Source organism: Nocardia sp. NPDC056564 (assembly GCF_042793755.1).
Taxonomy (GTDB): Bacteria; Actinomycetota; Actinomycetes; order Mycobacteriales; family Mycobacteriaceae; genus Nocardia.
Genome location: NZ_JBHTUR010000005.1, coordinates 209276 through 230800, shown reverse-complemented (window position 1 = coordinate 230800; position 21525 = coordinate 209276). Strand labels below are relative to the sequence as shown.

The following is a 21525-nucleotide window of genomic DNA, read 5'->3' as shown; positions in this document are numbered from 1 at the left end:
CGGACCGAGCGGCCCGTTGAACGTGGGGCCTGATGTTTGCCTCGCCCTTTTGCGGGTAGGGCGCGTGCGTTCGAAGCGTGTCCAACCCAAGGAGGAATCATGGTGCGAGTCGGTCTGCTGGTCCGGGTACAGGCAAAGCCGGGCAAAGAGTCGGAAGTAGCGAAATTCTTGACAGACGCCCAAGCGATCGTCGAGCAGGAGCCCGACACCCGGGCCTGGTTCGCCGTCCAGTTCGACGCGTCCACCTTCGGCATCTTCGACGTGTTCCCCGACGACGCCGGCCGGCAAGCCCACCTGGCCGGGGGCGTCGGCACCGCACTCGGCCAGCGCGCCGAGGAACTGTTCACCGTTGCCCCGGCGATCGAGAACGTCGACATTCTCGCATCGAAACTTCCGACATAAGCCTGGAGGCAAAGACAGGACGCCGAAGGTGACGGCGAGGATTCTCTCGCCGTCACCCAAAGCGATCTGGGCAACGATGCAAACCTTCGACACGACCATGTATTCCGCGAACGCGCAGGACGCCTAGCGGGGAGAATCTATGATGCGGGCACGAGGCGTGCACAGCGGCTGACGAGCTGGGTTGCCTTGTGCGGCTTGCGGTTTTGGCCTTCCCGGTGGTGGCTTCGACGACGACCCCCGTGCTGGGTGGCGCCGGAAGGAGCTGGCGTTGAACCTGCCCGAGGCGCACGACTTCGTCCGTGCCTACAGCACGACCTGGTATGTCCCGATCACCAGCATGCCTGCGGGACTGAATGAATCGACGACGTGTGCCTATCTGTGCATGCGAGCCATCGACGAAATCGAGGACCATCCATCCCTGGATGCCGAGGCGAAGGTTGTCCTGCTCCGTGCGGTGAGCCGGCTGTTCCAGACGCGTTTCGGGCGAGCCGAAGCGGCGGATGTGTTCGCCGGATATGCCACCGCTTTGCCGGAAGTCACTGTCCGACTTGGGGAATGGGCGCAGCTGGCTCCTGCTGATATTCGTCCGCGGGTCTTGGATACCTTCTCGGCGATGGCCGAGCGGATGGCGGGTTGGGTCGAGTCGGGGTTCGCGATTCACGACGAAATCGACCTGGACCGCTATACCTACGCGGTGGCAGGAACGCTTGTGCTGCTGCTGTCGGATCTATGGGCGTGGCATGACGGCACGCGATCGGACCGGACGCACGCCGTGGAGTATGGCCGCGGGCTGCAGGCGGTCAACATCCTGATCGATCGGGACGTGGACAGTGGCCGCGGGGTGGACTTCTGGCCCGACAACTGGGATCGCGCCGATATGGTTGCCTACGCCGAACGGGAATTGGTCCTGGCCGACGCGTATCTGGCGGCTTTACCCGACGGCCCGGCTCGCGGCTTCTGCGCTGTGCCACTGGCTCGTGCGCACCGCGCGTTGGCCGAGCAGAAGTCAGCGCGAGCATGATGTGGGCCGTCGACGCGACAGATCTCGTTGTTCCACGTATCCGGTTCCCGGTGGCCGGGCGGCTGCATCCGGAGGCCGATCAGTTGGAACAGCGCACGCTCGGCTGGCTGCGCGAGTTCGGCGTCATCCGCGACGATGCCGACGAGCGGTACCTGCGGCATTCGACGCTGGGGCGAACCTACGCGTGGATGATCCCTGCGGGCGATGCCGAGCGGGTCCTGATCGCTACCCAGTTCTGTGTCTGGGCGACCGTTCAGGACGACCGCTACACCGAGGGATTGGGTCTCGCGGGCCGTCCCGCCGCGCTGTCGGCGCACCTGCTGGCCTGTGAGGCCATCGCGGAGAACCCGCACGCACCGCTGGCGAGCGGGCGACCCCCGATCGAGCACGCGTACCGGGATCTGTTCCTGCGCATCGAGGCCATCGCCACGCCGCACCAAGTGCTGCGTATCCGAAAGGGCATGCTGCACTACAGCGTTGGCGCCGCCGCGGATGTCGCCTACACCGCGGCTGGGCAGGTACCTCCGGTGGCCGAGTATCGGCGCATCCGGCATCTCATCGCGCACCTGCACCACCATTTCGTGCTCACCGAGATCGCGCAGGGCTTCGACATGCCACCGGCACTGCTGCTCGACGCCGAGGTCCGCGAGCTCACCGACCTGGCCATCGAGATCATCGGCCTGACCAACGACGTCTACGGCTGCCCCCGCGACTTTCGCCGGCGGCACGTGGCCAACCTGCCGATGGTGCTTGCCCATCACACCGGTATCACCGTGCAGCAAGGAATCGACCGCACCGCGGCCGAAGTCGGCCACGCCACCAAGACCTTTGTGCGTCTCGCCGGACGGCTGCGAGACCGCGGCAGCCAGGTTCTGCACCACTACGTGAGCGGTCTCGAAGCTCAGATCGCGGGCCATCTGAGCTGGCTCCACGAGACCGGACGCTACGACATCGGTCTGTAGCGGCAGCCTCGTCCTCGCCACCCGCCCTGCCACCGCAGCGGCATGTCCATCCTCAGTTCGCCGGCGTGATCGCTCCGGTGAGTGTGGCCAGTACGGCGGTGACGGCCGTCGGGTCGGGTGGGTCGCCGAAGGTGGCGGCATAGATCTGGCGGTGCAGGCCGGTGAGTTCGGTGGCGTGGATGTCGGGTCGGCGGTGGGCCTGGAGTGCGAGGCCGGGCAGGGTCGCGACACCCGCGCCGGCGGCGACGAGGGATTGCACGACGACCATGTCATCGCTGTGCGAGGTGATGCGCGGGGTGAAGCCCGCGTGCCGGCACAGGGCGTTCAGCTCGTCCTGGCAACTGTCGCAACCGCCGATCCAGGCGGAGTCCTTCCTCCGCCGCCGGGGCTCCGGCATGCCGGAAGACGAGGGCGATGTCGATCTCGCCGTGCCGCAGCATCTGTAGCGCGTCGACCGGATGGCGGTCGAACAGTCTCAGCTGGAGTCCGGGGTGCGCCTGCGACAAGGCAGCGGCCGCCCGCGGGACGAGCGTGCTCAGGGTGGACGCGCTGGCGGCCAGTCGGACCTGCCCGGCCTGCAGGCCGACCTGAGCGGCCAGCTCATTGGTCGCGGCGTCGACCCGTCCCAGGATCTCGGCGGCGCGGTTGGCCAGCAGCTTTCCTTCCGGCGTCAATCGGATTCCACGGCCGACCCGCTGAACGAGTTTGACGCCGGTGGCCGCTTCCAGGCGGGCCAGATGATGGCTCACCGACGGTTGGGAGTAGTGCAGCTCCGCGGCTGCCGCGGTCACCGAGCCGTGTCGAGCTACTGCCGCCAGAACCTTGAAGTGGACCAGGTTGAGCAATTATCAAGATAATCAATGTAATTGGCGGCTGATTGGCATTGGACGTCATACCATTCGCAATCCATGCTGACCTCTGACGGAAATCATCGTGATGGCGACGGTAGATCGCCTCGAGGAGGACAGCTCAATGACCACACATCTGGGGAAGGTGACGTGCGACCTCACGATCTCGGTCGACGGATACTCGGCCGGGCCCAACCAGAGCGAGCAGCGTCCGTTCGGTGACGACGGTGGCGACGGCTGGGGCGACAAGCTGCACGCCTGGTTCACCGAGGGCTCCGCGGCGCATCCGGCCGAGTTCGCCCGAATGCTGACGGCCAAGGCATTCATCATGGGGCGCAACATGTTCGGCCCGGTGCGCGGCGAGTGGGACCGGCAGTGGAAGGGCTGGTGGGGCGACAATCCGCCCTACCACGCCCCGGTCTTCGTGCTCACCCATCACCCACGCGATCCGCAGCCGATGGACGGCGGCACCACGTTCTACTTCGTGACCGACGGAATCGAAGCCGCGATGCAACGGGCACGCGACGCGGCCGGGGACGGCGACATCTCCATCCACGGCGGCGCGACCACCGTCAACCAGTACCTCACCGCCGGCCTGATCGACGAAATGCGGCTGCACATAGCGCCACTCATGCTCGGCGCCGGCCCGCGACTGTTCGACGGCGTCCCGCCGCTGAACCTCGCGCAGGTGGAGTCGCGAGCAGCCGGCTCGGTCACCCACCTGACCTATCGCGTGCTGCACTGAACCGGACGCATCGGCAGCGAGTTCGGCAATCACCCGCTGGAATTCTGCTCGGCCGACCGGCCGAAGCCGGTGCCCATCGCGCCGCGATCACGGCCCGGCGGGCAGGATCGGCGGGACATAGTCGAACGTCATGCCCAGCAACCGCACGAGCAACAGCACCACCGGCAAGTGGATCATGAACTGCAGAGAGGTGAATCCGACGAGGTCGCGCGCCCGCAGTCGGAGTACCGCCAGGAGCGGCACCATGAAGAACGGGTTGATGAGGTTCGGCAGCGCCTCGGCCACGTTGTAAATCTGTACCGTCCAACCGAGATTCATCCCGACATCGGTCGACGACTGCATCACGAACGGGGCCTCGACCAACCATTTCCCGCCGCCCGACGGAATGAAGATACCCAGTACCACCGTGTAGAGGGCGATGACGACGGCGAAGTTCCCGCCGCCGCCGATGTCGGTGAAGACCGCCGCCAGGTGGTCGGACAGCGTATGACCGCCCCGGCCTTTCGCTTTGGCGAGTACGGCGGCTATCGCGGCGTAGAGCGGGTACTGGACGAGAATCCCGGCCGTGACGGGTACGGCGAGAGACACGGCCTGCAGGAACTTTTTCGGCGTCCCGTGCAGGGCCAGGCCGAGCACCAGCGAGACGAGCAGATAGCAGTTCAGGCTGCTGACGACCGTGAGCACCGGTTTGCTGACCAGCTGAGAGACCAGCCAGCCCGCGGTCATGAGCAGGACCAGAATCGGCAGCACACGGCTGTACTCGAGCCATTCGCCCGGACGGGAGCGTGGCGCGATCTCGGCAGGCTCGTCGTCGAGGTCGACGCGCAGTTGCTGCGCCGTCTCGATCGCCGCTCCCCGCGGCGCGGAGAAGTATGCGATCGCGACGGTGAGCGCCACGAGGATCGCGCACGTGAGCAGCGACTGCCAGGTGAAGATGGTGCGCCCGAAGTCGAGCACCCCGGTGATCTTCAGCAGCGCGGGTGGCAGTGAGGTGGGCGTGGCCTGCAACTGCGCCGCCGAGGAGGAGATGCCCAGCGCCCATACCGAGCCGATTCCCATGAACGCCGCGGCGCCGAGCGCACGGTAGTCGACGCGCAGTCCGGATCGCCGCGCGACGGAGCGGGCCAGCAGGCCGCCGAATACCAGACTCAGCGCCCAGTTCAGGATGGAGACCGACATCGACAGCAGCGCAACGAAACTCACCGCGCCGGCCGCGGTGCGCGGTACGGCGGCCAGCCGGTCGATGAGCCGGGTGACCGGCGGCGAGGTGGCGAGGACGTATCCGGTCAGCACCACCATGGTCATCTGCAGCGTGAACGCCGTCAGATCCCAGAAGCCATCACCGAACGCGTCGACGACAGTCTTCGGCGACGAACCGTTCACCAACGCCGCGGCGGCCACGAGGATCAACCCGGCGAGCGCGACGACGTAGGCGTCCGGAAACCATTTCTCCGTCCACCGACCGAGCACCTGCGCGACCCGCGCCAGCCCCTTCTCGGAGTCGTTGTCTACCGTTGCGGTCGCCATCGGGGTGTTCCTTCGTTCTCGACACGCTTCGGGCGTCACGATGACACGCCACCGCGCGGGGGCTATCTGATGCGCCGAAGTCGGCTCTGGTCAGCGGACGAGGTCGGCGGGATCGGTATTCGCCCCGCACAGCACGATCCCGATTCGTTCTCCGGGCCGCGGCCGGTAGGCGCCGACCAGCAGGGCGGCCAGCGCGGTGGCCGAACCGTGCTCGACGGCAAGGCGATGATGCCGCCACAGCCGCAGACGGGCGTCGATGATCGCGTTGTCGCTCACCACCACCGAGCGGGTGTCGGCGGTCTTTGCCCAGGCCAGCGCGGCGGGCGAGACCCTGGGCGCGCCGAGGGAATCGGCGGCGACGGAATCGATCTCGACCTCCCGCACGGTGTCCGCGGCGAGCGCGGCGTGCAGCGCCTGACTGCCCTCCGGTTCGACGCCGACCACCCGGATGCTCAGCTTCTCGGCGACGGCGGCGATCCCGGAGAACATGCCGCCGGCGCCGACCGCGCAGACCACGGTGTCCAGGCCGGGTCGCGTCGCGGCGAGCTCCAGCAGGATGGTGCCGGCGCCGGCCGAGGTCAATGCGTCGTCGTAGACATAGGCTTCGATGGCACCCGTGTCATCCTGGAATCGCCGTGCCGCATGCTGGGCTTCGGCCCTTGTCGCGCCCGTCACCCGCACCTCGGCACCCAGCTCACGCAGCCGGCGAACCGTCGCCGGGGGCGCCGACCGGCTCAGGAACGCCGTCGCGGGCACGTCGAATCGGCTTGCAGCCCAAGCGAATCCGATGGCGGCGTTGCCCTCGGTGGCCGAGACGATACCCGCGCGCGGCATGCGGCCCGCCGCCAGCAGCGCGGCCATCAGGTTCGCCGCGCCCCGCGCCTTGAACGAGCCGCTGTGCTGCAAGCATTCCAGGGCCAGACTGATGTTGCCGCTCGGCGCGAGATCCGCGTCGGCGTCGATCACCGTGAGCGGCCGGACGATGCCCGCTATGCGCCGGGAGGCCGCGGCGACATCGTCGAATACCGGGGTCAGCGAACCCATCACCCCGAACTCCTCCTCACGACCCCGCCCCGATATCGGCGGGCCGAGCGAGGATATCAGCGCCCGAAGTCGACCTCGCCGCCCCGCTCGGTGTGCCGCACCAGCGGCCAATCGATCGGCACGCGCCCGGCCAGCGACAGGTAGGAGTCGAACACCGCGAGCGCGATCTCGGCCACGACGTCGATGAACTCGGCATCCGACAATGCGGCGCGGGCCTCGGCCACCTCCTCGTCGGTCACCGCCCCACGGCGGCGGACCAGTGCCGCCGCCCAGGCCAGCACCTGAGCCTGCTTCGGGTCGGTCGCCGAGCCGGAGCGGGCATCGGTCATCGCCTGCTCGCTCAATCCGCCGACCCGCGCGGCGAGGAAACTGTGGGCCGACAGCAGGTAGTCGCAGCCGTGTTCCTGCGCCAGCAGGAGGCCGAGGCGAGTCCGGGTATCCGAGTCCAGAGCGCTGTCCGTGCCCAGGGAGTCGGCGAGCGCGAGATAGCCGCGCATCGCGGCCGGACTGTTGGCCAGCGTCTTGGCGATATTCGGCGTGATGCCGAACAGACGCTGGGCGGTGTCGAACAACGCTCGGGTCACGCCGGTGGCGGCCTCCGGCTCGAGCAGCGGCAGCGGCGGTAGCTCGGTCATGAGGCCAGCATGATCGTGCGCGTTGATACTTTTGCGATGCGCCCGCGATGGGTGGTTGTATGTGACACGACAATGGATCTACGTTTTTCGATTCTCGGGCCGGTCGAGATCAGTATCGACGGCCAGGTCGCGACCCTCGCGCCGCGCCACCGCGGGGTATTGGCGTACCTGCTGCTCAACGCCGAACGCGTCTGCACGATCGAACGCCTCATCGAAGCGATGTGGGGCCTCGACGAACCCGACACCGCCCGAGCCCAGATCCACGCCTCGCTCACCTCGATCCGGCGGGTGCTGCGTACGGCCGAGGCAGCGCCGACCATCCAGACCCGCGCGGCCGGTTACGTCGCGCGTCCGGGCTCGAATCAGTTCGATCTCACCGACTTCACCGTGCGCCTCGCCGCCGCCGAACACGCGGCCGACCCCCGCGACGCGGTCGCGGAACTGCGTGCGGGACTGGCACTCTGGCGCGGTGACGCGCTGGGCGACCTGACCGCCGCCTACGTCGTCAACGCCCGCGCCCGGCTGCATGAGCAGCGGCTCACCGCCGTCGAGCGGCTGATGGACCTGGAATTGTCGCTGGGCCGGCACCGGCGATTGCTCGACGAGCTCATCGCCCAGGTCGCCGAGAATCCACTGCGGGAGCGGCTCACCGGACAATTGGTACTGGCGCTGTATCGCGCCGACCGGCAGCGCGACGCGTTGGCCGCCGCACGCGCGCTGCGCACCGCCCTGGTCGAGGAGCACGGCCTGGATCCGGGGTCGGCGTTCAGCGATCTGGAACAGGCCGTGCTGCGCGGCGATCCCGACCTGCTGCTCCCCGCGAACCCCGATCACCAGGAACCGCGTCGAACCGGGCCGGCGAATCCGGCTCCGCCGTCGGATGCGTCGCCACCGCGCCCGGACCTGACGTCGGCCTCCCCGCCATCGGAGACGCCATCACCCGGTGCGAACTTCCTGCCCTACGACATTCCCGATTTCACGGGCCGCGCGGCGGAGTTGGATCGGCTGGGCGAACTCGATCAGCGGGGACCGGGCGGAATTGTCGCCATCGACGGCATGGCCGGAGTGGGCAAGACCGCGTTGGCCATCCATTCCGCGCATCGCCTCGCCGAGCATTACCCCGACGGGCAGCTGTTCATCGACCTGCAGGCCTACGCGGCCGAACGCGCCGCCGTCGCCCCGGCCGCCGCGCTGGAGATACTCCTGCGTCAGCTGGGGGTTCCCGCGGATCGCATCCCGCTCGACGAGGGCGACCGCAGCGCGCTCTGGCGCGGTGAACTGACCGGCCGCCGGATCGTCGCCGTCCTCGACAACGCCGCCGACGCCGACCACGTGCGCCCGCTGCTGCCCGCCACCACCGGCAGCCTGTTCCTGATCACCAGCCGTCGGCGAATGATCGATCTCGACGGCGTGCACGCGGTGTCGATGCCGGTACTGCCGCCGGGCGACGCCATCGGGCTGTTCGAGCGAATCGTCGGCGCCCGCGCCACCGCCGAGCCGGTGGCCGCGCTGGATGTGTTGCAGCTGTGCGGGTTCCTCCCGTTGGCAGTGCGGATCGCCGCGGCGCGACTGCTGCACCGCCCGCAATGGAGCGTCGGCTACATGGCGGAACGACTGCGCGACGAACGGCGGCGGCTGGTCGAGCTGGCCACCACCGAACGCGGTGTGGCCGCGGCCTTCGCGTTGTCCTACGGGCAGCTCGCCCCCGCGCATCAGCGCCTGTTCCGGCTGCTTGGCCTGCATCCCGGCCGCGACATTGACGCCGCCGCGGCGGCCGCGCTCGCCGATCTTCCGCACGCCGATGAGGCCGAATTGCTGCTCGAGGAACTGCTGGACGTGCACGTCGTCGCACAGCACGAACCAGGACGCTATCTGCTGCACGACCTGCTGCGCGCCCACGCGACCGCCATCGTGGCGGTCGACGAGTCCGATACCGCACGGCAGGCCGCACTCTCGCGACTGTCCGACCACTATCTGCACACGGCCCGGGCCGCAGTGGACCGGTTGTTTCCGCACAGCGCGACCGACCGCCAGGCATTGCCACCCGCCGCGGCGCCGATCACCCCGATCGACGGTCCGGACGCCGCGGCGCGATGGCTGCACGCCGAGCGGGCCAATCTCCTGGCGGTGATCGTCCATGCGGCGGATCACGATCGGCCCGAATTCGTGCGCGACGCGGCGGTGACGCTGCGCCCCTACCTCGACGGATACTTCCATCACAGCGACTCGGCCCGGCTGCACGCGGTCGCGCTGGTGGCCGGGCGCCGGCTGGGTGATCGCTCCGGCGAGGCGCGGGCGCTGGCAGACCTCGGCTGGACGCACTGGCGGCGAGGCGAATACGCCGACGCGACACGATATTCGGAGCATGCGCTGACCGTCGCCCGGGCGAACGGGGACCGGTTCGAGGAGGCACGCGCACTCAACACCCTCGGCAATGTCCACTGGCGGCAACGCGATACCGACGCGGCGCGCGAATACTTCCGCAGCGCGTTGTGCATTACCCGGGAGATCGGTAACCACGGCGGCGAGGCACACGTTCTGGGGAATCTCGCGTTGGTCCTCGGCGAGGACGAACGCACCGAAGCCCGCGAACATCTCGAACGCGCATTGGATCTGCACCGCCAGGTCGGCAACGCGCGCGGCGAGGCGTTGGTGCTGAACAAGCTCGGCACACTGTACCGCTGGTGTGGACAACCGGACCTGGCCCGCGAACTCCACAGCGGGGCGCTCGAGCTGTATCGCTCGCTCGGTACCCACGGTGACGAGGCCGCCGCGTGGAACGGATTGGGGCATACCGCCCGTGCCGGTGGCGATGCGGCACAGGCGATCTCCGAGCACACCGTCGCGCTCGAACGCGCGGTGCAGACGGGCAATCTGCCCGAGGAAGCCGACGCGCACGAGGGGCTGGCCCGCGCGCATCTGCTGTGCGGACAGCTGGACCAGGCCCGTGAGCACGCCGAATCGGCGCTGCGGACGTATCAGGCGCTCGGCCTTCCGGAGGCCGACAGCGTGCGGGAACTGCTGGCCGAATTGTCCTGAGCGCTCGCCCGAAGGCTCTCCTCTTCATCCGGCGCGCACCGCGGCCCACCGGCGATTCGCTCGCGTCACCGACCCCATAGCGAACGCATCGGCGAAGTATCGATCCGGCACGGGACGCTTTGGAAGTGCGAATCTGCCCAACCCCGCACAGCGGCACGGTAAATCCCCCCATCCGAGGACAGGGGTTGTCGACTGCCGACACCTTGCGGCAGACAGGCGTATCTGTACGTGCGCCTGCCATTAACCCACCATGCGTGGGATCAGTTCCCGGACTAGGGAATTGCGAAGAAACAGGAGAGAAAATGCATATCGCGTACGTTACCGTCACCATCATCGCCGCCGCCTGGGTCGGGTTCTCGGCGTTCTCGCTGTTGCGGAAAGCGAAGTTCGTGACCGATCCGCTGGTGGAATACGGTGTGCCACAGAGCTGGTGGACCGCGCTGGGCGCGCTCAAGGCCGCCGGGGCGATCGGGCTGATCGTCGGCCTGTTCATACCGCTGATCGGTGTCGCCGCCGCGATCGGACTGATCCTCTACTTCGCGGGTGCGGTGATCACCATCCTGCGCGCACGCTCCTACAAGACTGTCGCCTTCCCACTGTTGTATCTCGTCCCGGTCGCCGTGGCGTTGGGGCTGGGAGCCGCGGCCTGAGCGTCCGGTCGTCAGGCGGCCCGAGATTTCCATCACCGCCGGTTCGCCCCGGCGAGCCGGCGGCATTCGAATGTCGAGAGAGGAAAGGAAATGACATGCCGAAAGCGGTCATAGTCGGCGGCGGGATCGGCGGTCTCGCGACCGCCATCGCGTTCACGCTGCGCGGCTGGGAGGTCGAGGTGCTGGAGCGCTCGACCCGGATCGAGGAGGTCGGCGCCGGATTATCGGTGTGGCCCAACGCACTTCGCGCCCTGGCCGCGCTCGGTCTCGACGCGGCCGTGCGCGGCCGGGCCAGGGCGGAGGATTCGGCCGGGATCCGCGACAGCAAGGGACGCTGGCTTTCCCGGACCGATACCGAGGCCATCCGACTGCGCTACGGCAGTCCGGTCATGATGCACCGTGCCGACCTCCTGGATATCCTGCGTCGCGCCCTCCCGGAAGGCGTAGTGCGCACGGGCATTTCGGTGAATTCGGTGCAGACCGACGGCACCGTCGTGCATTCGGCGGGAACCTCGACCGGGGAGGTAGTCGTCGGCGCGGACGGTATCCACAGCGTGGTCCGGCGTGCGGTCTGTGGCGAAATCGAGCCACGCTACCGCGGATACACCGCGTGGCGAGCGGTCATCACACCCACCGAGCCGGTCGGCGAAATGGGCGAAAGCTGGGGCCGGGGCGAACGTTTCGGCTACAGCACGCTGCCCGACGGCCGGGTCTACTGCTTCGCCACGGCGGACATGGCCGCGGGAACCCTGGGCGACGGACTGGACGAACTGCGCACCCGGTTCGGCTCCTGGCATGACCCCATCCCCGCCCTGCTGGCCGCATTCGGCGAAACGCCGATCCTGAAGCACGACCTCTATGACCTACCACCCCTGAAAACCTATGTGGCAGGCCGGATCGCGCTGCTCGGCGATGCCGCGCACGCCATGACGCCGAACCTGGGTCAGGGCGCCTGCCAGGCGCTGGAGGATGCGGTGGTGCTGGCGCACGTCGCCACCCGGGACGACGATCTGATGCGCTACGACAGCCAGCGCAGACCCCGCACCCAGATGATCCTCAAACGCTCCCGCCTGATCGGCACCATCGGCCAACTCTCCTCCCCTGCAGCCGTTCTGGCCCGCAACACGCTACTGCGCCTGTCCCCGCCGTCCATGCAGTTCAAGTCCCTCGCCCCGGTCCTCGACTGGGAATGTTGTTGACCCCGTGTGACATCGGACCAACTCGCCGGAATGCACGGCCGCCGGGGTCGAACGGCGGTCGTCACCCTTCCCACAGACACCTATCGTCACGGCCGGAGCCGTTGTGCCTCACCCATTCCAGAGTTCTGCCGGACCCTGCCTCCGTACTCGTACGCCCCGTACGGTCGCATCGGCGTGATCAGCGAATCCGTCAGGGCCATCGAGAAATACCTCACCCGCTGACGATCAGCTCACCGTGTAGTTACTTCGTGCGATCTGGAAGCGATGTTGGTCATTGACGCACTGGATACCAGTTTCGCGGGCCAGGCCCGAGCAGACAATAGAGCCGTTGCTGAGGACCTTGTGGAACGGGAGGACTTCTCCGTCCTCGATTACCAGCTGGCAATCGTTGCTGAGCTGGACCTCTCCGGTGTTGCGCAGAATGAAGGTGGGGAATTTGTAACCGCTGGGGCAGCGACTGGGTGGCGGCGGGTCGCCGGGGATGGTCCAGGGAACCTGGCCGGCGATGACACAGAGCACCCGCTCGGTGTCCATGTTGCAGCGGACGGTCTCCCGCTTCGGGTCGATATCGGTGAAGTTCCCTGTGTATGCGGCGGCAGGCGCAGCCGCGACGGCGATCAGCGATACACCCATAAGACCCAGGAGCAGAGCACGGCGAACACGTGTGAGAATCATTGGCCCAGCATCGAAGCCGCGCGTTTCACGAGCATTTCACACCGATCTCGAGCAACCGGAAGCGCTGTACCGCATGGTATTCCAGCATCCCGGCCGATGAAGCCGGATATCGGTAAGGACCGACCGCCGTCTTCGATCGGGCCGACCGCCCGTGGCGGTGGCGCCAAGCCTGCCCGGAGCACGCCCGCACCGGTCCCGACAGGTGCGTGCAGGGTTGTCCAGGCCCGCAACGATTTTCGCTTCGAATGCGGGTGGTGACGGCAAGTAAACGTCCGCAACAGACCGTGACCCCACTCGCGCAGGCGCTGTCGGTCTCGATGGACACCTGACGCACAAAAGGGCAGGGGGCCGAACTGGTCGCGGCGCTACCCGGGCACCCGCGGCCCGGCCCCGATCTCCCTGGCAGCACGAAAGCATCGGCACGATTGTCGAGCATCTGGGCGCGGTCGATCCCGCTCCGCCCAAATCCTGGCCAGGCCAGCTTTTCGAGGTGTACGTCTTCACCCAGATCCCCGAGATACTGCTGGCCGGAGATTCTCCGACGCCGATCTCGTGACTGCTCGGCGGTGGGCTTGCCGTCTCGCCGGGTCGGAAACGCCCACCTCAACCGACCGCGGAAGCGCAAACCGTCCGAGCCGTGCTCACGAGGTCAGGTGCCCGAGCCGGATCGCCAGCAGGTTCCCGACCAGGACAGCGACGAAGACGACCGCGGCCGCCCGGTAGCCCGCGGCCCACAATCCGACCGCTGCGCCGCCGAAGACTACGACTTTGGTGACGACCGCCAGCAGCGGGTGGTCGAATGTCGCATTCGGCGCCGCGAACATGCCCCAAGCCAGCGCCGCCAGAGCAGGCGCGCCCACCGCCGAGACGAACTCGAGCGGCGTCGCAGTGGCGGTCTTCCAGCCCCACAGCGCCAGCGCCACGAGCGCGACCAACTCCATCACGAACGCGAGCGTGAGATTGGCCCATTTCCAGACTTCGTGCATGTCTGTTCTCCCTCAGGCCTATACGTGAGCATCGCTCTCTTACGAGAGCAGTGTGCACGGATGCTTGGTGATTCGTCAAGTCACCGCCCGACACCGGCCCTTCGGGCATTTCCGCGACCGTCAGCGTGCTGATGCCCGGCAGCCTCGACACACCGCAGTCGTAGAACTGACCGTTCAGCGCCAACCGGCGTGACCTACCGCATCGCCCGCGCGGGTCTCAGCAGAAGCGGACGTTCGAAAGCTGTTCTGGACCAAACGATCTGAACGTACAACTAATACCCGCGCAGCGGTCGGCAGCCTCGGAGCCCGCCGGCGCTCGCCAGCTGCGCTCCCTCCTTACGCGATGCAGCCTGCCACGAGCAGAGAGCCTGCCGACCGACGGTCAGGGTTCGAGATCGGCGACGCCCTTCCCGGTGGTGATGTCGAACGGCACCGAGACCTGATCGTGGGCAATTCGCCAGTCGCCGTCGATCTTTCGCATGCCGTAGGTGACCCGCACCCACATGCCGTTCGAGCTGGCACCGTTGTTCAGCGTGCCGCGCAGACGGGCGAAGGCGTGGCCGAAGGCGACCTCGTCCCCGATGGTGAAGGTCAGGTCGCGCACGTCATAGGTCACCGTCTCGAAGACGCGAAACACGTTGGCCCAGTTCGCGAGTTTCGCGGCGATGCCGACGTGCTGCAGGGGCGGCTCGATATCGAAGGACACCACATCGTCGGTGTAGGCCTGCCGCACGGCATCGAGGTCCTGGTCGTGCAGTCCGTCGATCACGGTGTCGATCGTGCGGCGCAGCTGGGCCTCCTCGGCCTTGATGCGGTCGTCGTGGGACTGGAAGTCGTTGGACGCGTTCATGATCGGCTCCTTCAGGAGTTGACGAGGGCGGTGCGCAGTGGGGCCAGGGCATCGCTCCACGCGATGGCCTGGTCGAGGGTCTTGCTCAGCGCCCCACGCTGGCGGTCGGTGGGGACGAATGTGGTTTCGTTCTCGAAGTCGGTGAGCACCGAGATCGACACCTGGTAGCCGACGTCGGCCATGCCGAGGGTGCTGCACACGAGGCGCAGTTGCTGCACGGCGCGCACGCCGCCGTCCACACCGTAGGAGACGAATCCGACCGCCTTGTTCACCCATTCCGCGAACGCGTGGTCGAGGGCGTTCTTCAGCACGCCGGGAGCCGAGCCGTTGTATTCGGGGGTGACGATGATGAACCCGTCGAAGAGCGCGAGCCGTTCGGCCCAGGCGCGGGTGTGGGCGTTGACCGACGGGCCGAACATCGGCGGCACGGCCTCGTCGAAATGCGGGAGCGGGTGATCGCGCAGGTCGATGAGCTCGAAGTCGGCATCGTCGCGCTGGGAGGCGGTGTCGAGCACCCACTGGGCGATCGGCTCGCCTTTGCGGTGGGGACGGGTACTGCCGAGGATGATAGCGATTCTGGTCATACCCTTCCGACGAGACAGCCTCCCGGAATGTCAGGCCGTCTCACAAAACAGGTGGGTGATTCGTCGATTCGGTGAGGCACACACGATCCCGAAGGAGACGACCATGACCGATCCGCAGCTACCCGCAGTGATGGCCGAACGCCGCCAGCTGATCAATCTCGCCTACCGGCTGCTCGGCTCGCTGGCCGAGGCCGAGGATGTGGTGCAGGAGACCTACGCACGCTGGTACGCGCTCTCGGAGGCGCAGCGACGGGAGGTCGCCGCGCCCGGCGCGTGGTTCACCACGGTCGCGGGCCGCATCTGCCTGGATCTGCTCGGCTCGGCGCGCGCCCGCAGGGAAAGCTATGTGGGCGAATGGCTTCCGGAGCCGGTCCCCGAACGGTCGGCGTGGCGCGACGGTCGCGATCCGGTCGACCCCGCCGACCGGGTCACCCTCGACGAGTCGATCAGCATGGCGTTCCTGGTCGTTCTGGACTCCATGACACCGGCCGAACGTGTCGCCTTCGTCCTACACGATGTGTTCCGGTATTCGTTCGCCGAGATCGCCGAGGTGGTCGGCCGCACCCCCGCCGCCTGCCGCCAGCTGGCCTCGAGCGCGCGCCGCCGCATCGACACCTCCCGCAGCGCGCCGTCCGGCGAGCGCGCCGAGGTGGTTCGCGATTTCAAACAGGCTTGGGAGACAAAGGATATCGAGGCTCTTATCGGACTGCTCGATCCGGAGGCGACCGCGACGGCCGATGGCGGCGGGCTGGCCCTGGCTTTCCTCGAACCGATTCAGGGCGGCGAGGCGATCGCGCATGCCTGGACGGAGATCGCCTCCCGCAGCACGCCCGTCACCCTGCTGGAGCGGACCGTCAACGGCCAGCCCGGTTTGGTCGGCGAGATCGACGGCACCGTCGTGTCGGTCTACGCGTTCGATATCGCCGACGGCCGGATCACCCGCATCTGGGTGATCCGGAATCCGGAGAAGCTGCGGCGCTGGACGGCGTGAATCACTGCCGTCCCGGGGGTTCGGTGTCATCGAGTCCGTCACGACGGTCGACGATCGCCACGTGCCGAACTGGCCATCGTCGCTCCACCCGAACCAGCGCCGTCAGCAAGGACTCCGACTCGATCGGTCCGGAACTGCCGCGGAGATAGCAGTCGTGATTCCGGATCGGCCGTGGATTCGTCGCCAGATGCGCGAGAGCTCGATGAGCTGATTCAGCTCGGCTTCGAGATCGCGACGCTGTGCGGGGCGCGTGTAATGCTCGGTGCGGCCGGCCGGCGGCGGGAGTTGTCCGCTGCGTTTCGCGGCGACCGCGGCGGAGATTCGACGCGCGTAGTCGCACAGTTCGTCGTGTTCGGAGCCCGCGGCGCGATGGGGTGGCACGCCCGATATGTAGCGGTTCAGGCGGACGAGACAGTCCCGAATTTCCATTGTCATGCGGTGCAGTTGGCTGATCGAATCGGCTGCGGTGCCGGTTGCCGGACGTTCGAGGACCACTTCCGGATAGCAGTCGGTCAGATCGCGCCACAGCGGTCGAATGCGACGACAATAACGTCCCGGTTTATCCCATCCGGTGCGGACGAGCAGGGCTCCCACGAGCGGGACGGTGAGGATGGCGGTACCGATGACAAGTGCTACGAACGCGGTGAACGCCCTGGACTGCATCGACGGGTCCTGCGCCGCGGCGTGGGCGACCACCGCGATCACCGTCTCGGCGGGAACGTAGACCGACTCGATGGTGAGATAACCGAAGTAGCTGAGAACAACCAGGTAGATGACAATTTCGCGGGTGGTGTTGTCGCCGCTGCGCAGTTCCGCGACCATCATCTTGATGATCGATACCGAACTCGCCGCGAGCACGGAATAGTATGTGATCCATACGATGGCCGCACCCCAACCCTGGTATTCGTCGATCAGCATGTTGTGCGCACGAGCTGGGGTTCCAGCCGCGAGGATCACCGCGGCGGCGGTGACTGCCACGGCATCGTAGCGTCGCTGGCGACGAGCCACGATTGACCAGTCGTCGTCGGGAGAGGCGGCGAACCGGGCATGCCGTAGATGCACATGATCGAAAGCAGCAGCGGGCCGAAGGACACCTGCCGAACGACGTTGATCACGTAGGCGTCGTCGAACATCCAGCAGACGCGGGTAATGGCATGTTGGACGCTGGCGTTGCGCATCATGTCGCAGACGAGCCCGAACAACAGTGCGCGAGTGCCCAACCGGTCCATCGGCGTTTGAGCCACCAGGAGGTAGCGGCCCGCGATCACGACGGCGACGACAACGAATGCCGTCCACTGGATGATCCCCGGTATCTCTGATGTCATCGGTGTCGCGTCCGGAAGAGCGTGCGGCGCGCGACCGAGGGCCGCCTACGCGGCAGGGCGGCTTCGACCATCAGTAGATCCGCGAAAGTCTCTGCCGCCGTTTCTCGTTCGCTGCTGTAATCGTTTCGGCCGAGGGCGCATTTGATCGCATCGGGCGACAGCGAGGGCATGAGTTCGTGCAACGGCAGCCGGTCCGCGGGGCCGCCGTCAGCGGCGCCTTCTTCATCGTGACCCAACAGCATGTGCCCTATCTCGTGCGAGATCACATGATCGGCATGCCATTCCGTATCGGCGAAGTACAAGACGATGTCAGCGTGCGTTGTCTTGATCCACAGGCCACTGGTGGTTGTTCCGCATCCGACACCGGACAGCAGTGCCGGATCCTCGACCGGCTGTAGCCGGATCGGTCGCCCGCGATGGCGCCCCACCGCGGAGACAAAGGTGTCGCGCTCCCACGGATAGGGAATCTCGATATCCCGCAGCAAATCCGCGAACCGTCCTGGCACATCGGACACCGCGCCTGCCCCCTCGAAAAAGTCTTAGCGCAACGCATTACCGGCGCGGCGGCGAACGATGCCGAGGAGTGCCCCTCCAGCGCCTCCGGCGCGCGTCTAGCGCACCGGGTGCCGCCGCACATGGCTGCAAGGTTCTCAGACCGAGCGGCGGGAGGCAATAGTCACGAAGCCGGAAGCTGAGTCCGGGAACGCATCCGCATCGCGAGCCCAACCGGTTTCAGCGTGACGAGCTCGTCGACCGCAAGTCGATAGTGCGGATCAGGCTCCAAGTCGAATGCATACAGCACGTGCGCGAGGGTCAGCACGATTTCATGGATCGCGAACTGCCGACCGATACATGAACGCACTCCGATGCCGAACGGCTTGTACGCCCCCGCCGGGCGCCGCGGGGTGGCGCCCGGGGCGAATCGATCCGGGTCGAACCGGTCGGCGTCGGGTCCCCACGCGCACTTGTCGCGATGGACGGCAAGGAGATTCACATACACCCATGCGCCGCGACCGATGCGATGCTTCCCCAGGTGCGTGTCCTGTTTGGGACGCCGGAAGTACCCGCCCGCCACCGGCCACAGTCGCAGGATCTCGTCGACAACTCGACGCAGATACTGCAGCTTGGCCACCTGCTCATAGGTGAGCGTCGCGGGGTCACCTCCGGCGACCGTGTCGATCTCCGCACGCACTCGTTCGACGATGTCCGGCCGGTCCCCCAGCGCGTGCAGCGCGAAAGTCAAAGTGTTCGCGCTGGTTTCGTGGCCGGCGATCAGAAAGGTGAGTACCTGGTCCCGCACGACCGTCCGCGACAGCCGTTGCCCGGTGTCCGGATCCGGCGTCTCCATCATGTGCTGCAAGAGATTTGGCGTCCCGTCGCCCACCGGCGGGCAATTGTCGATCAGGCTGTCGGCGATTCGCTGTAGCTCGGTGATGTTGCGCCGGTGGCGCCGCAGGGCGAATCGACCGATCGTCGCATCGACGAGCTTTACCGAAACCGGGCGACTGGCATACCGAAGCACGTCGACCATCAGTTTCACGACCGGCAGACCGTTGCCCGCGGGCGGCTCGTCGAGCGTCGTGAAGCTGTGCCCGAATCCCGCGCGCGCGATGACTTCCAGTGCCATGGAGTTCATTTCGACCGCAACGTCGACGGGATCGCTGCCGCGCTCCCACTTACGTATCAGCTCAGCGACCACCTGCACCATCGTCAGGTGATACCCGCGCATCGCCTCGCGGCTGAACCCAGGCATGAGGACGCGGTGCGCGGCCCCCCACTGCGGATCCTCGGTCGCCGCAGCTATCAATCCGGTGCGGACCACCTTCCGCAGGCGCCGGATCGGAGGCCCGAATTCCTTCTCCCACAGGGCTTCCGATTGCACCTCGTCAACAAGTTCCGCACTGTTGACGATCACCATCCACATCGGACCGAAGCGCAACTCATAGACGGGACCGAGCTTGTCCGCAAGCTCAGCCATCGACTGAACCGGCTTACCAGGGTTGAGCGACAACACGTCACCTAGCACGGGAAGTCTGTTAGGCGGGTGCGGAAACTCGTTCACAGCGCGATAATCCCTTCGACGTTCGATCCACCGTAGACTGTCGACCCCCGAGCCCCCGTGGTTTACATGGTGTTCCGCCAGGCCGGACAGCCAGTCGATGCGTCGGGTCCCGGTGCCATGAGGATCGAATCGACGATCAAATCGTCGACCTATAGACAATCGTGTTCGCAGAACACTCGCATGTTACCCAACCGAGGGATGGGCAACAAGCCCGACCTCACCTGTTGATATCGGCGCCCTGGTCCATCCGTCTCAACTGTCCGCCTTGTCGCGGAATCCGTCCTTCCCTTCGCCTTCCTTACAGTCGAGATCCGGGTACGCGTACGACGGGCCGGCGTTACAACCGATCGTCCAGGGATGCATGGTGCAGTCCACCATCGCGCTCCTGACATTGGCCCACACCGCGCATCGCTCCGGCGGCCGGGCGGACGACGAACTCCGATCAATCGAACTGCAGCGGCGCATCACCACGATCGCTGATCGATTCGACAACGCCGACGACGTCTCGGCCAGAACACTTTCGCAGATACCGTTACTGATACGCGGAACCTGTTGCGTTGCTGACCGTTTGGGATCGACGTCGACAGATCGCGAGGGCGGCGACCGCTGCGATGAGATAGCTGCTGTCCGCGCCGGGCTCCTCGGCGCGCGGATCGGGTCTCGACGTCTCCACGTAAACAGCACTACCTGCGACCCGTCCTATCCACCGCGTCGAATGGTCCGGCGACGGCTTCGGCGCCCAGGTCGACAACACCCGGTCCACGGCCGCGGCGTTCGGCATGAACGTCCGCTACACCGGAGAAGGCAGCCAGCGTGGCACCTTCAACACCCCGCTCACCGGCGAGCACGCCGGCCATGGCCAATCCGGCACCGTAACCAGCAACCGCCGCGAACTCCTGCGCTTCGGCACCCCCATGGAAACCGCCAATGGAGGCACCGCCGGGCATCGCATCCGTGCCCTGGGCGTGCTCGAGATCCGCGGACCGAACGGAACCCTCTGGGTGAGTGGCGATCTGCTGCTGCGCAGCACCGAAACCCCACCGCCCGAGACCATCTCGTTCCCACCGATCCGCGAGCACCCGGGCACCGAACAGCCGGAGCCGGCCCACGACAGGACAGACGCGCACCCCGCCACCGACGAGCCGCACGAGACCTCAACCGACGCGTCCGACAGGTCCTTCGGCATCGATCCCCCACCGCTACCGGACAACTCGGCCCAACCACCCGACGCACCGCCGGACATTCCGTTCCGCCTGAAGTGAGCCGGTAAGCACGCAGGGCAGTGGTCGGTCTGTCGGTCGAGGGCGACGGAGTGCCCGAATACCGAGCAGAAAATGACCCGCTACCTGCATCGCCGCGGCCACGACGTGGCGTTCTGCACGGTATCTCGGATTATGCGCGAACTGGGCGGTGGCTCAGGCGGGAAGTCGGACTCTTCGGCGGGACGGCAGTCGAGGCCGATGCGCCCTGTCAGGCCTTGCAGGTGGACGGGGACCAGTCCGCTGAGCAGAGCCCCGCTGTTATCCGACTCCGCGCTCTAATACAGTTGCACGCAACGAGCATCACTCGACCATCGGTATGAGGGCGCATTGCCCACGCTGAGATGATCTCTGCCCGTAGATCTTCCATAGGGCCGCGCAGGCTTCCAGACCGCGTGGGTCGCGGCAGAAGAGGGCGTTTTCCGGGGGTGCCTATCCGGCCGAGTTGCGCAATCATGGTTACGTGAAGCCACATGAGGCAGCGGGACTGATCCTGACACTCATCGCCACGATCGCCGGTGTCATCGCTACATGGGCTGCGGTGGCCCAGCTTCGTCTCGCACGGCCGCAACCTCCCCCCGAGGGGAATCCATCGCCATCGCCATCGCCAGAATCGGGCTCGCCGCCACCCCCTGATCCGGGCCCACCACGGGGAGCTTCGGGAGTTCGATGGCTGGCTCCGACTGCCATGGTCGCGATGGGATTCGCCTGGGCGGGTTCT

The 21525-nt window shown here is 66.9% G+C and carries 22 protein-coding genes; 9 read left to right on the top strand and 13 right to left on the bottom strand.

The window, feature by feature from the left end:
• The first annotated feature begins 99 nt into the window (after positions 1 to 99).
• From ACFQ9K_RS15795 to ACFQ9K_RS15785, 3 genes are all read left to right on the top strand, one after another.
• A complete protein-coding gene (locus ACFQ9K_RS15795) occupies positions 100 to 402 on the top strand; it encodes a putative quinol monooxygenase (RefSeq protein WP_378718900.1) in 303 nt (100 codons plus the stop codon).
• A 268-nt stretch (positions 403 to 670) separates the two neighbouring features.
• Positions 671 to 1423, top strand: coding sequence for a squalene/phytoene synthase family protein (locus ACFQ9K_RS15790; protein WP_378718901.1), 753 nt, complete (start codon positions 671 to 673; stop codon positions 1421 to 1423).
• Complete coding sequence (locus tag ACFQ9K_RS15785) at positions 1420 to 2385, top strand: hypothetical protein (RefSeq protein ID WP_378718903.1); 966 nt, start codon at positions 1420 to 1422, stop codon at positions 2383 to 2385. The genes ACFQ9K_RS15790 and ACFQ9K_RS15785 overlap by 4 nt, the downstream gene beginning before the upstream one ends.
• 52 nt (positions 2386 to 2437) lie before the next feature.
• Here the strand turns inward: ACFQ9K_RS15785 and ACFQ9K_RS15780 are convergent, their stop codons facing one another.
• Positions 2438 to 2704, bottom strand: a complete 267-nt coding sequence (locus ACFQ9K_RS15780; protein WP_378983323.1) for a LysR substrate-binding domain-containing protein — start codon at positions 2702 to 2704, stop codon at positions 2438 to 2440.
• Entirely contained in the window at positions 2655 to 3230 is a 576-nt protein-coding gene (locus ACFQ9K_RS15775) for a LysR family transcriptional regulator (protein ID WP_378718904.1), read from the bottom strand. The genes ACFQ9K_RS15780 and ACFQ9K_RS15775 overlap by 50 nt, the downstream gene beginning before the upstream one ends.
• Before the next feature lie 127 nt (positions 3231 to 3357).
• Here ACFQ9K_RS15775 and ACFQ9K_RS15770 point away from each other — a divergent pair, with 127 nt between their 5' ends.
• Complete coding sequence (locus ACFQ9K_RS15770; RefSeq protein ID WP_378718906.1) at positions 3358 to 3978, top strand: dihydrofolate reductase family protein; 621 nt, start codon at positions 3358 to 3360, stop codon at positions 3976 to 3978.
• A gap of 87 nt (positions 3979 to 4065) precedes the next feature.
• Here the strand turns inward: ACFQ9K_RS15770 and ACFQ9K_RS15765 are convergent, their stop codons facing one another.
• From ACFQ9K_RS15765 to ACFQ9K_RS15755, 3 genes are all read right to left on the bottom strand, one after another.
• Positions 4066 to 5505 carry a short-chain fatty acid transporter gene (locus tag ACFQ9K_RS15765; RefSeq protein WP_378718908.1) on the bottom strand — a complete coding sequence of 480 codons (1440 nt, stop codon included), beginning with the start codon at positions 5503 to 5505 and terminating at the stop codon, positions 4066 to 4068.
• A 90-nt stretch (positions 5506 to 5595) separates the two neighbouring features.
• Entirely contained in the window at positions 5596 to 6549 is a 954-nt protein-coding gene (locus ACFQ9K_RS15760) for a pyridoxal-phosphate dependent enzyme (protein ID WP_378983247.1), read from the bottom strand.
• Positions 6550 to 6605: 56 nt separating this feature from the next.
• Positions 6606 to 7184: a carboxymuconolactone decarboxylase family protein gene (locus tag ACFQ9K_RS15755; protein WP_378718912.1), complete on the bottom strand. Its 579-nt coding sequence runs from the start codon at positions 7182 to 7184 to the stop codon at positions 6606 to 6608.
• A 72-nt stretch (positions 7185 to 7256) separates the two neighbouring features.
• On the opposite strand from ACFQ9K_RS15755, the gene ACFQ9K_RS15750 reads away from it, so the two are divergent.
• The 3 genes from ACFQ9K_RS15750 to ACFQ9K_RS15740 all read left to right on the top strand — a co-directional run bounded on the left by ACFQ9K_RS15750 (position 7257) and on the right by ACFQ9K_RS15740 (position 12072).
• A complete protein-coding gene (locus ACFQ9K_RS15750; protein ID WP_378718913.1) occupies positions 7257 to 10223 on the top strand; it encodes a BTAD domain-containing putative transcriptional regulator in 2967 nt (988 codons plus the stop codon).
• Positions 10224 to 10525: 302 nt separating this feature from the next.
• Positions 10526 to 10873: a DoxX family protein gene (locus ACFQ9K_RS15745; RefSeq protein WP_378718914.1), complete on the top strand. Its 348-nt coding sequence runs from the start codon at positions 10526 to 10528 to the stop codon at positions 10871 to 10873.
• A gap of 95 nt (positions 10874 to 10968) precedes the next feature.
• Complete coding sequence (locus ACFQ9K_RS15740; protein WP_378718916.1) at positions 10969 to 12072, top strand: FAD-dependent monooxygenase; 1104 nt, start codon at positions 10969 to 10971, stop codon at positions 12070 to 12072.
• Positions 12073 to 12297: 225 nt separating this feature from the next.
• Here ACFQ9K_RS15740 and ACFQ9K_RS15735 read toward each other — a convergent pair whose 3' ends face one another.
• The 4 genes from ACFQ9K_RS15735 to ACFQ9K_RS15720 all read right to left on the bottom strand — a co-directional run bounded on the left by ACFQ9K_RS15735 (position 12298) and on the right by ACFQ9K_RS15720 (position 15167).
• Positions 12298 to 12747, bottom strand: coding sequence for a hypothetical protein (locus ACFQ9K_RS15735; RefSeq protein WP_378718919.1), 450 nt, complete (start codon positions 12745 to 12747; stop codon positions 12298 to 12300).
• Positions 12748 to 13388: 641 nt separating this feature from the next.
• Positions 13389 to 13733: a YrdB family protein gene (locus tag ACFQ9K_RS15730; RefSeq protein ID WP_378718920.1), complete on the bottom strand. Its 345-nt coding sequence runs from the start codon at positions 13731 to 13733 to the stop codon at positions 13389 to 13391.
• A 382-nt stretch (positions 13734 to 14115) separates the two neighbouring features.
• Positions 14116 to 14583 carry a YybH family protein gene (locus ACFQ9K_RS15725; RefSeq protein ID WP_378718921.1) on the bottom strand — a complete coding sequence of 156 codons (468 nt, stop codon included), beginning with the start codon at positions 14581 to 14583 and terminating at the stop codon, positions 14116 to 14118.
• Positions 14584 to 14594: 11 nt separating this feature from the next.
• Positions 14595 to 15167: an NADPH-dependent FMN reductase gene (locus tag ACFQ9K_RS15720; protein ID WP_378718922.1), complete on the bottom strand. Its 573-nt coding sequence runs from the start codon at positions 15165 to 15167 to the stop codon at positions 14595 to 14597.
• A gap of 103 nt (positions 15168 to 15270) precedes the next feature.
• Between ACFQ9K_RS15720 and sigJ the strand changes: the two genes are divergently transcribed.
• The gene (sigJ, locus tag ACFQ9K_RS15715) at positions 15271 to 16158 is read left to right on the top strand and encodes an RNA polymerase sigma factor SigJ (protein WP_378718924.1); all 888 of its coding nucleotides are present in this window, start codon (positions 15271 to 15273) and stop codon (positions 16156 to 16158) included.
• Between the two features lie 102 nt (positions 16159 to 16260).
• Here the strand turns inward: sigJ and ACFQ9K_RS15710 are convergent, their stop codons facing one another.
• The 4 genes from ACFQ9K_RS15710 to ACFQ9K_RS15695 form a co-directional block, all read right to left on the bottom strand.
• The gene (locus ACFQ9K_RS15710) at positions 16261 to 17115 is read right to left on the bottom strand and encodes an MAB_1171c family putative transporter (protein ID WP_378983320.1); all 855 of its coding nucleotides are present in this window, start codon (positions 17113 to 17115) and stop codon (positions 16261 to 16263) included.
• Positions 17112 to 17426 carry a hypothetical protein gene (locus tag ACFQ9K_RS15705; RefSeq protein WP_378718963.1) on the bottom strand — a complete coding sequence of 105 codons (315 nt, stop codon included), beginning with the start codon at positions 17424 to 17426 and terminating at the stop codon, positions 17112 to 17114. Before ACFQ9K_RS15705 ends, ACFQ9K_RS15710 begins: the two co-directional genes overlap by 4 nt.
• Positions 17427 to 17479: 53 nt before the next feature.
• Entirely contained in the window at positions 17480 to 17998 is a 519-nt protein-coding gene (locus ACFQ9K_RS15700; RefSeq protein WP_378718925.1) for a hypothetical protein, read from the bottom strand.
• A 161-nt stretch (positions 17999 to 18159) separates the two neighbouring features.
• Positions 18160 to 19545, bottom strand: coding sequence for a cytochrome P450 (locus tag ACFQ9K_RS15695; RefSeq protein ID WP_378718926.1), 1386 nt, complete (start codon positions 19543 to 19545; stop codon positions 18160 to 18162).
• A gap of 779 nt (positions 19546 to 20324) precedes the next feature.
• On the opposite strand from ACFQ9K_RS15695, the gene ACFQ9K_RS15690 reads away from it, so the two are divergent.
• Complete coding sequence (locus ACFQ9K_RS15690; protein WP_378718928.1) at positions 20325 to 20807, top strand: hypothetical protein; 483 nt, start codon at positions 20325 to 20327, stop codon at positions 20805 to 20807.
• The last annotated feature ends 718 nt before the right edge of the window (positions 20808 to 21525 follow it).

Excerpts from the sequence above, each read along its gene's own strand:
- ACFQ9K_RS15795 (WP_378718900.1), top strand. The coding sequence starts at position 100 with ATGGTGCGAGTCGGTCTGCTGGTCCGGGTACAGGCAAAGCCGGGCAAA.
- ACFQ9K_RS15785 (WP_378718903.1), top strand. The coding sequence starts at position 1,420 with ATGATGTGGGCCGTCGACGCGACAGATCTCGTTGTTCCACGTATCCGG.
- ACFQ9K_RS15770 (WP_378718906.1), top strand. The coding sequence starts at position 3,358 with ATGACCACACATCTGGGGAAGGTGACGTGCGACCTCACGATCTCGGTC.
- ACFQ9K_RS15765 (WP_378718908.1), bottom strand. The coding sequence starts at position 5,505 with ATGGCGACCGCAACGGTAGACAACGACTCCGAGAAGGGGCTGGCGCGG.
- ACFQ9K_RS15760 (WP_378983247.1), bottom strand. The coding sequence starts at position 6,549 with ATGGGTTCGCTGACCCCGGTATTCGACGATGTCGCCGCGGCCTCCCGG.
- ACFQ9K_RS15755 (WP_378718912.1), bottom strand. The coding sequence starts at position 7,184 with ATGACCGAGCTACCGCCGCTGCCGCTGCTCGAGCCGGAGGCCGCCACC.
- ACFQ9K_RS15750 (WP_378718913.1), top strand. The coding sequence starts at position 7,257 with ATGGATCTACGTTTTTCGATTCTCGGGCCGGTCGAGATCAGTATCGAC.
- ACFQ9K_RS15745 (WP_378718914.1), top strand. The coding sequence starts at position 10,526 with ATGCATATCGCGTACGTTACCGTCACCATCATCGCCGCCGCCTGGGTC.
- ACFQ9K_RS15740 (WP_378718916.1), top strand. The coding sequence starts at position 10,969 with ATGCCGAAAGCGGTCATAGTCGGCGGCGGGATCGGCGGTCTCGCGACC.
- ACFQ9K_RS15735 (WP_378718919.1), bottom strand. The coding sequence starts at position 12,747 with ATGATTCTCACACGTGTTCGCCGTGCTCTGCTCCTGGGTCTTATGGGT.
- ACFQ9K_RS15730 (WP_378718920.1), bottom strand. The coding sequence starts at position 13,733 with ATGCACGAAGTCTGGAAATGGGCCAATCTCACGCTCGCGTTCGTGATG.
- ACFQ9K_RS15725 (WP_378718921.1), bottom strand. The coding sequence starts at position 14,583 with ATGAACGCGTCCAACGACTTCCAGTCCCACGACGACCGCATCAAGGCC.
- ACFQ9K_RS15720 (WP_378718922.1), bottom strand. The coding sequence starts at position 15,167 with ATGACCAGAATCGCTATCATCCTCGGCAGTACCCGTCCCCACCGCAAA.
- sigJ (WP_378718924.1), top strand. The coding sequence starts at position 15,271 with ATGACCGATCCGCAGCTACCCGCAGTGATGGCCGAACGCCGCCAGCTG.
- ACFQ9K_RS15690 (WP_378718928.1), top strand. The coding sequence starts at position 20,325 with ATGAACGTCCGCTACACCGGAGAAGGCAGCCAGCGTGGCACCTTCAAC.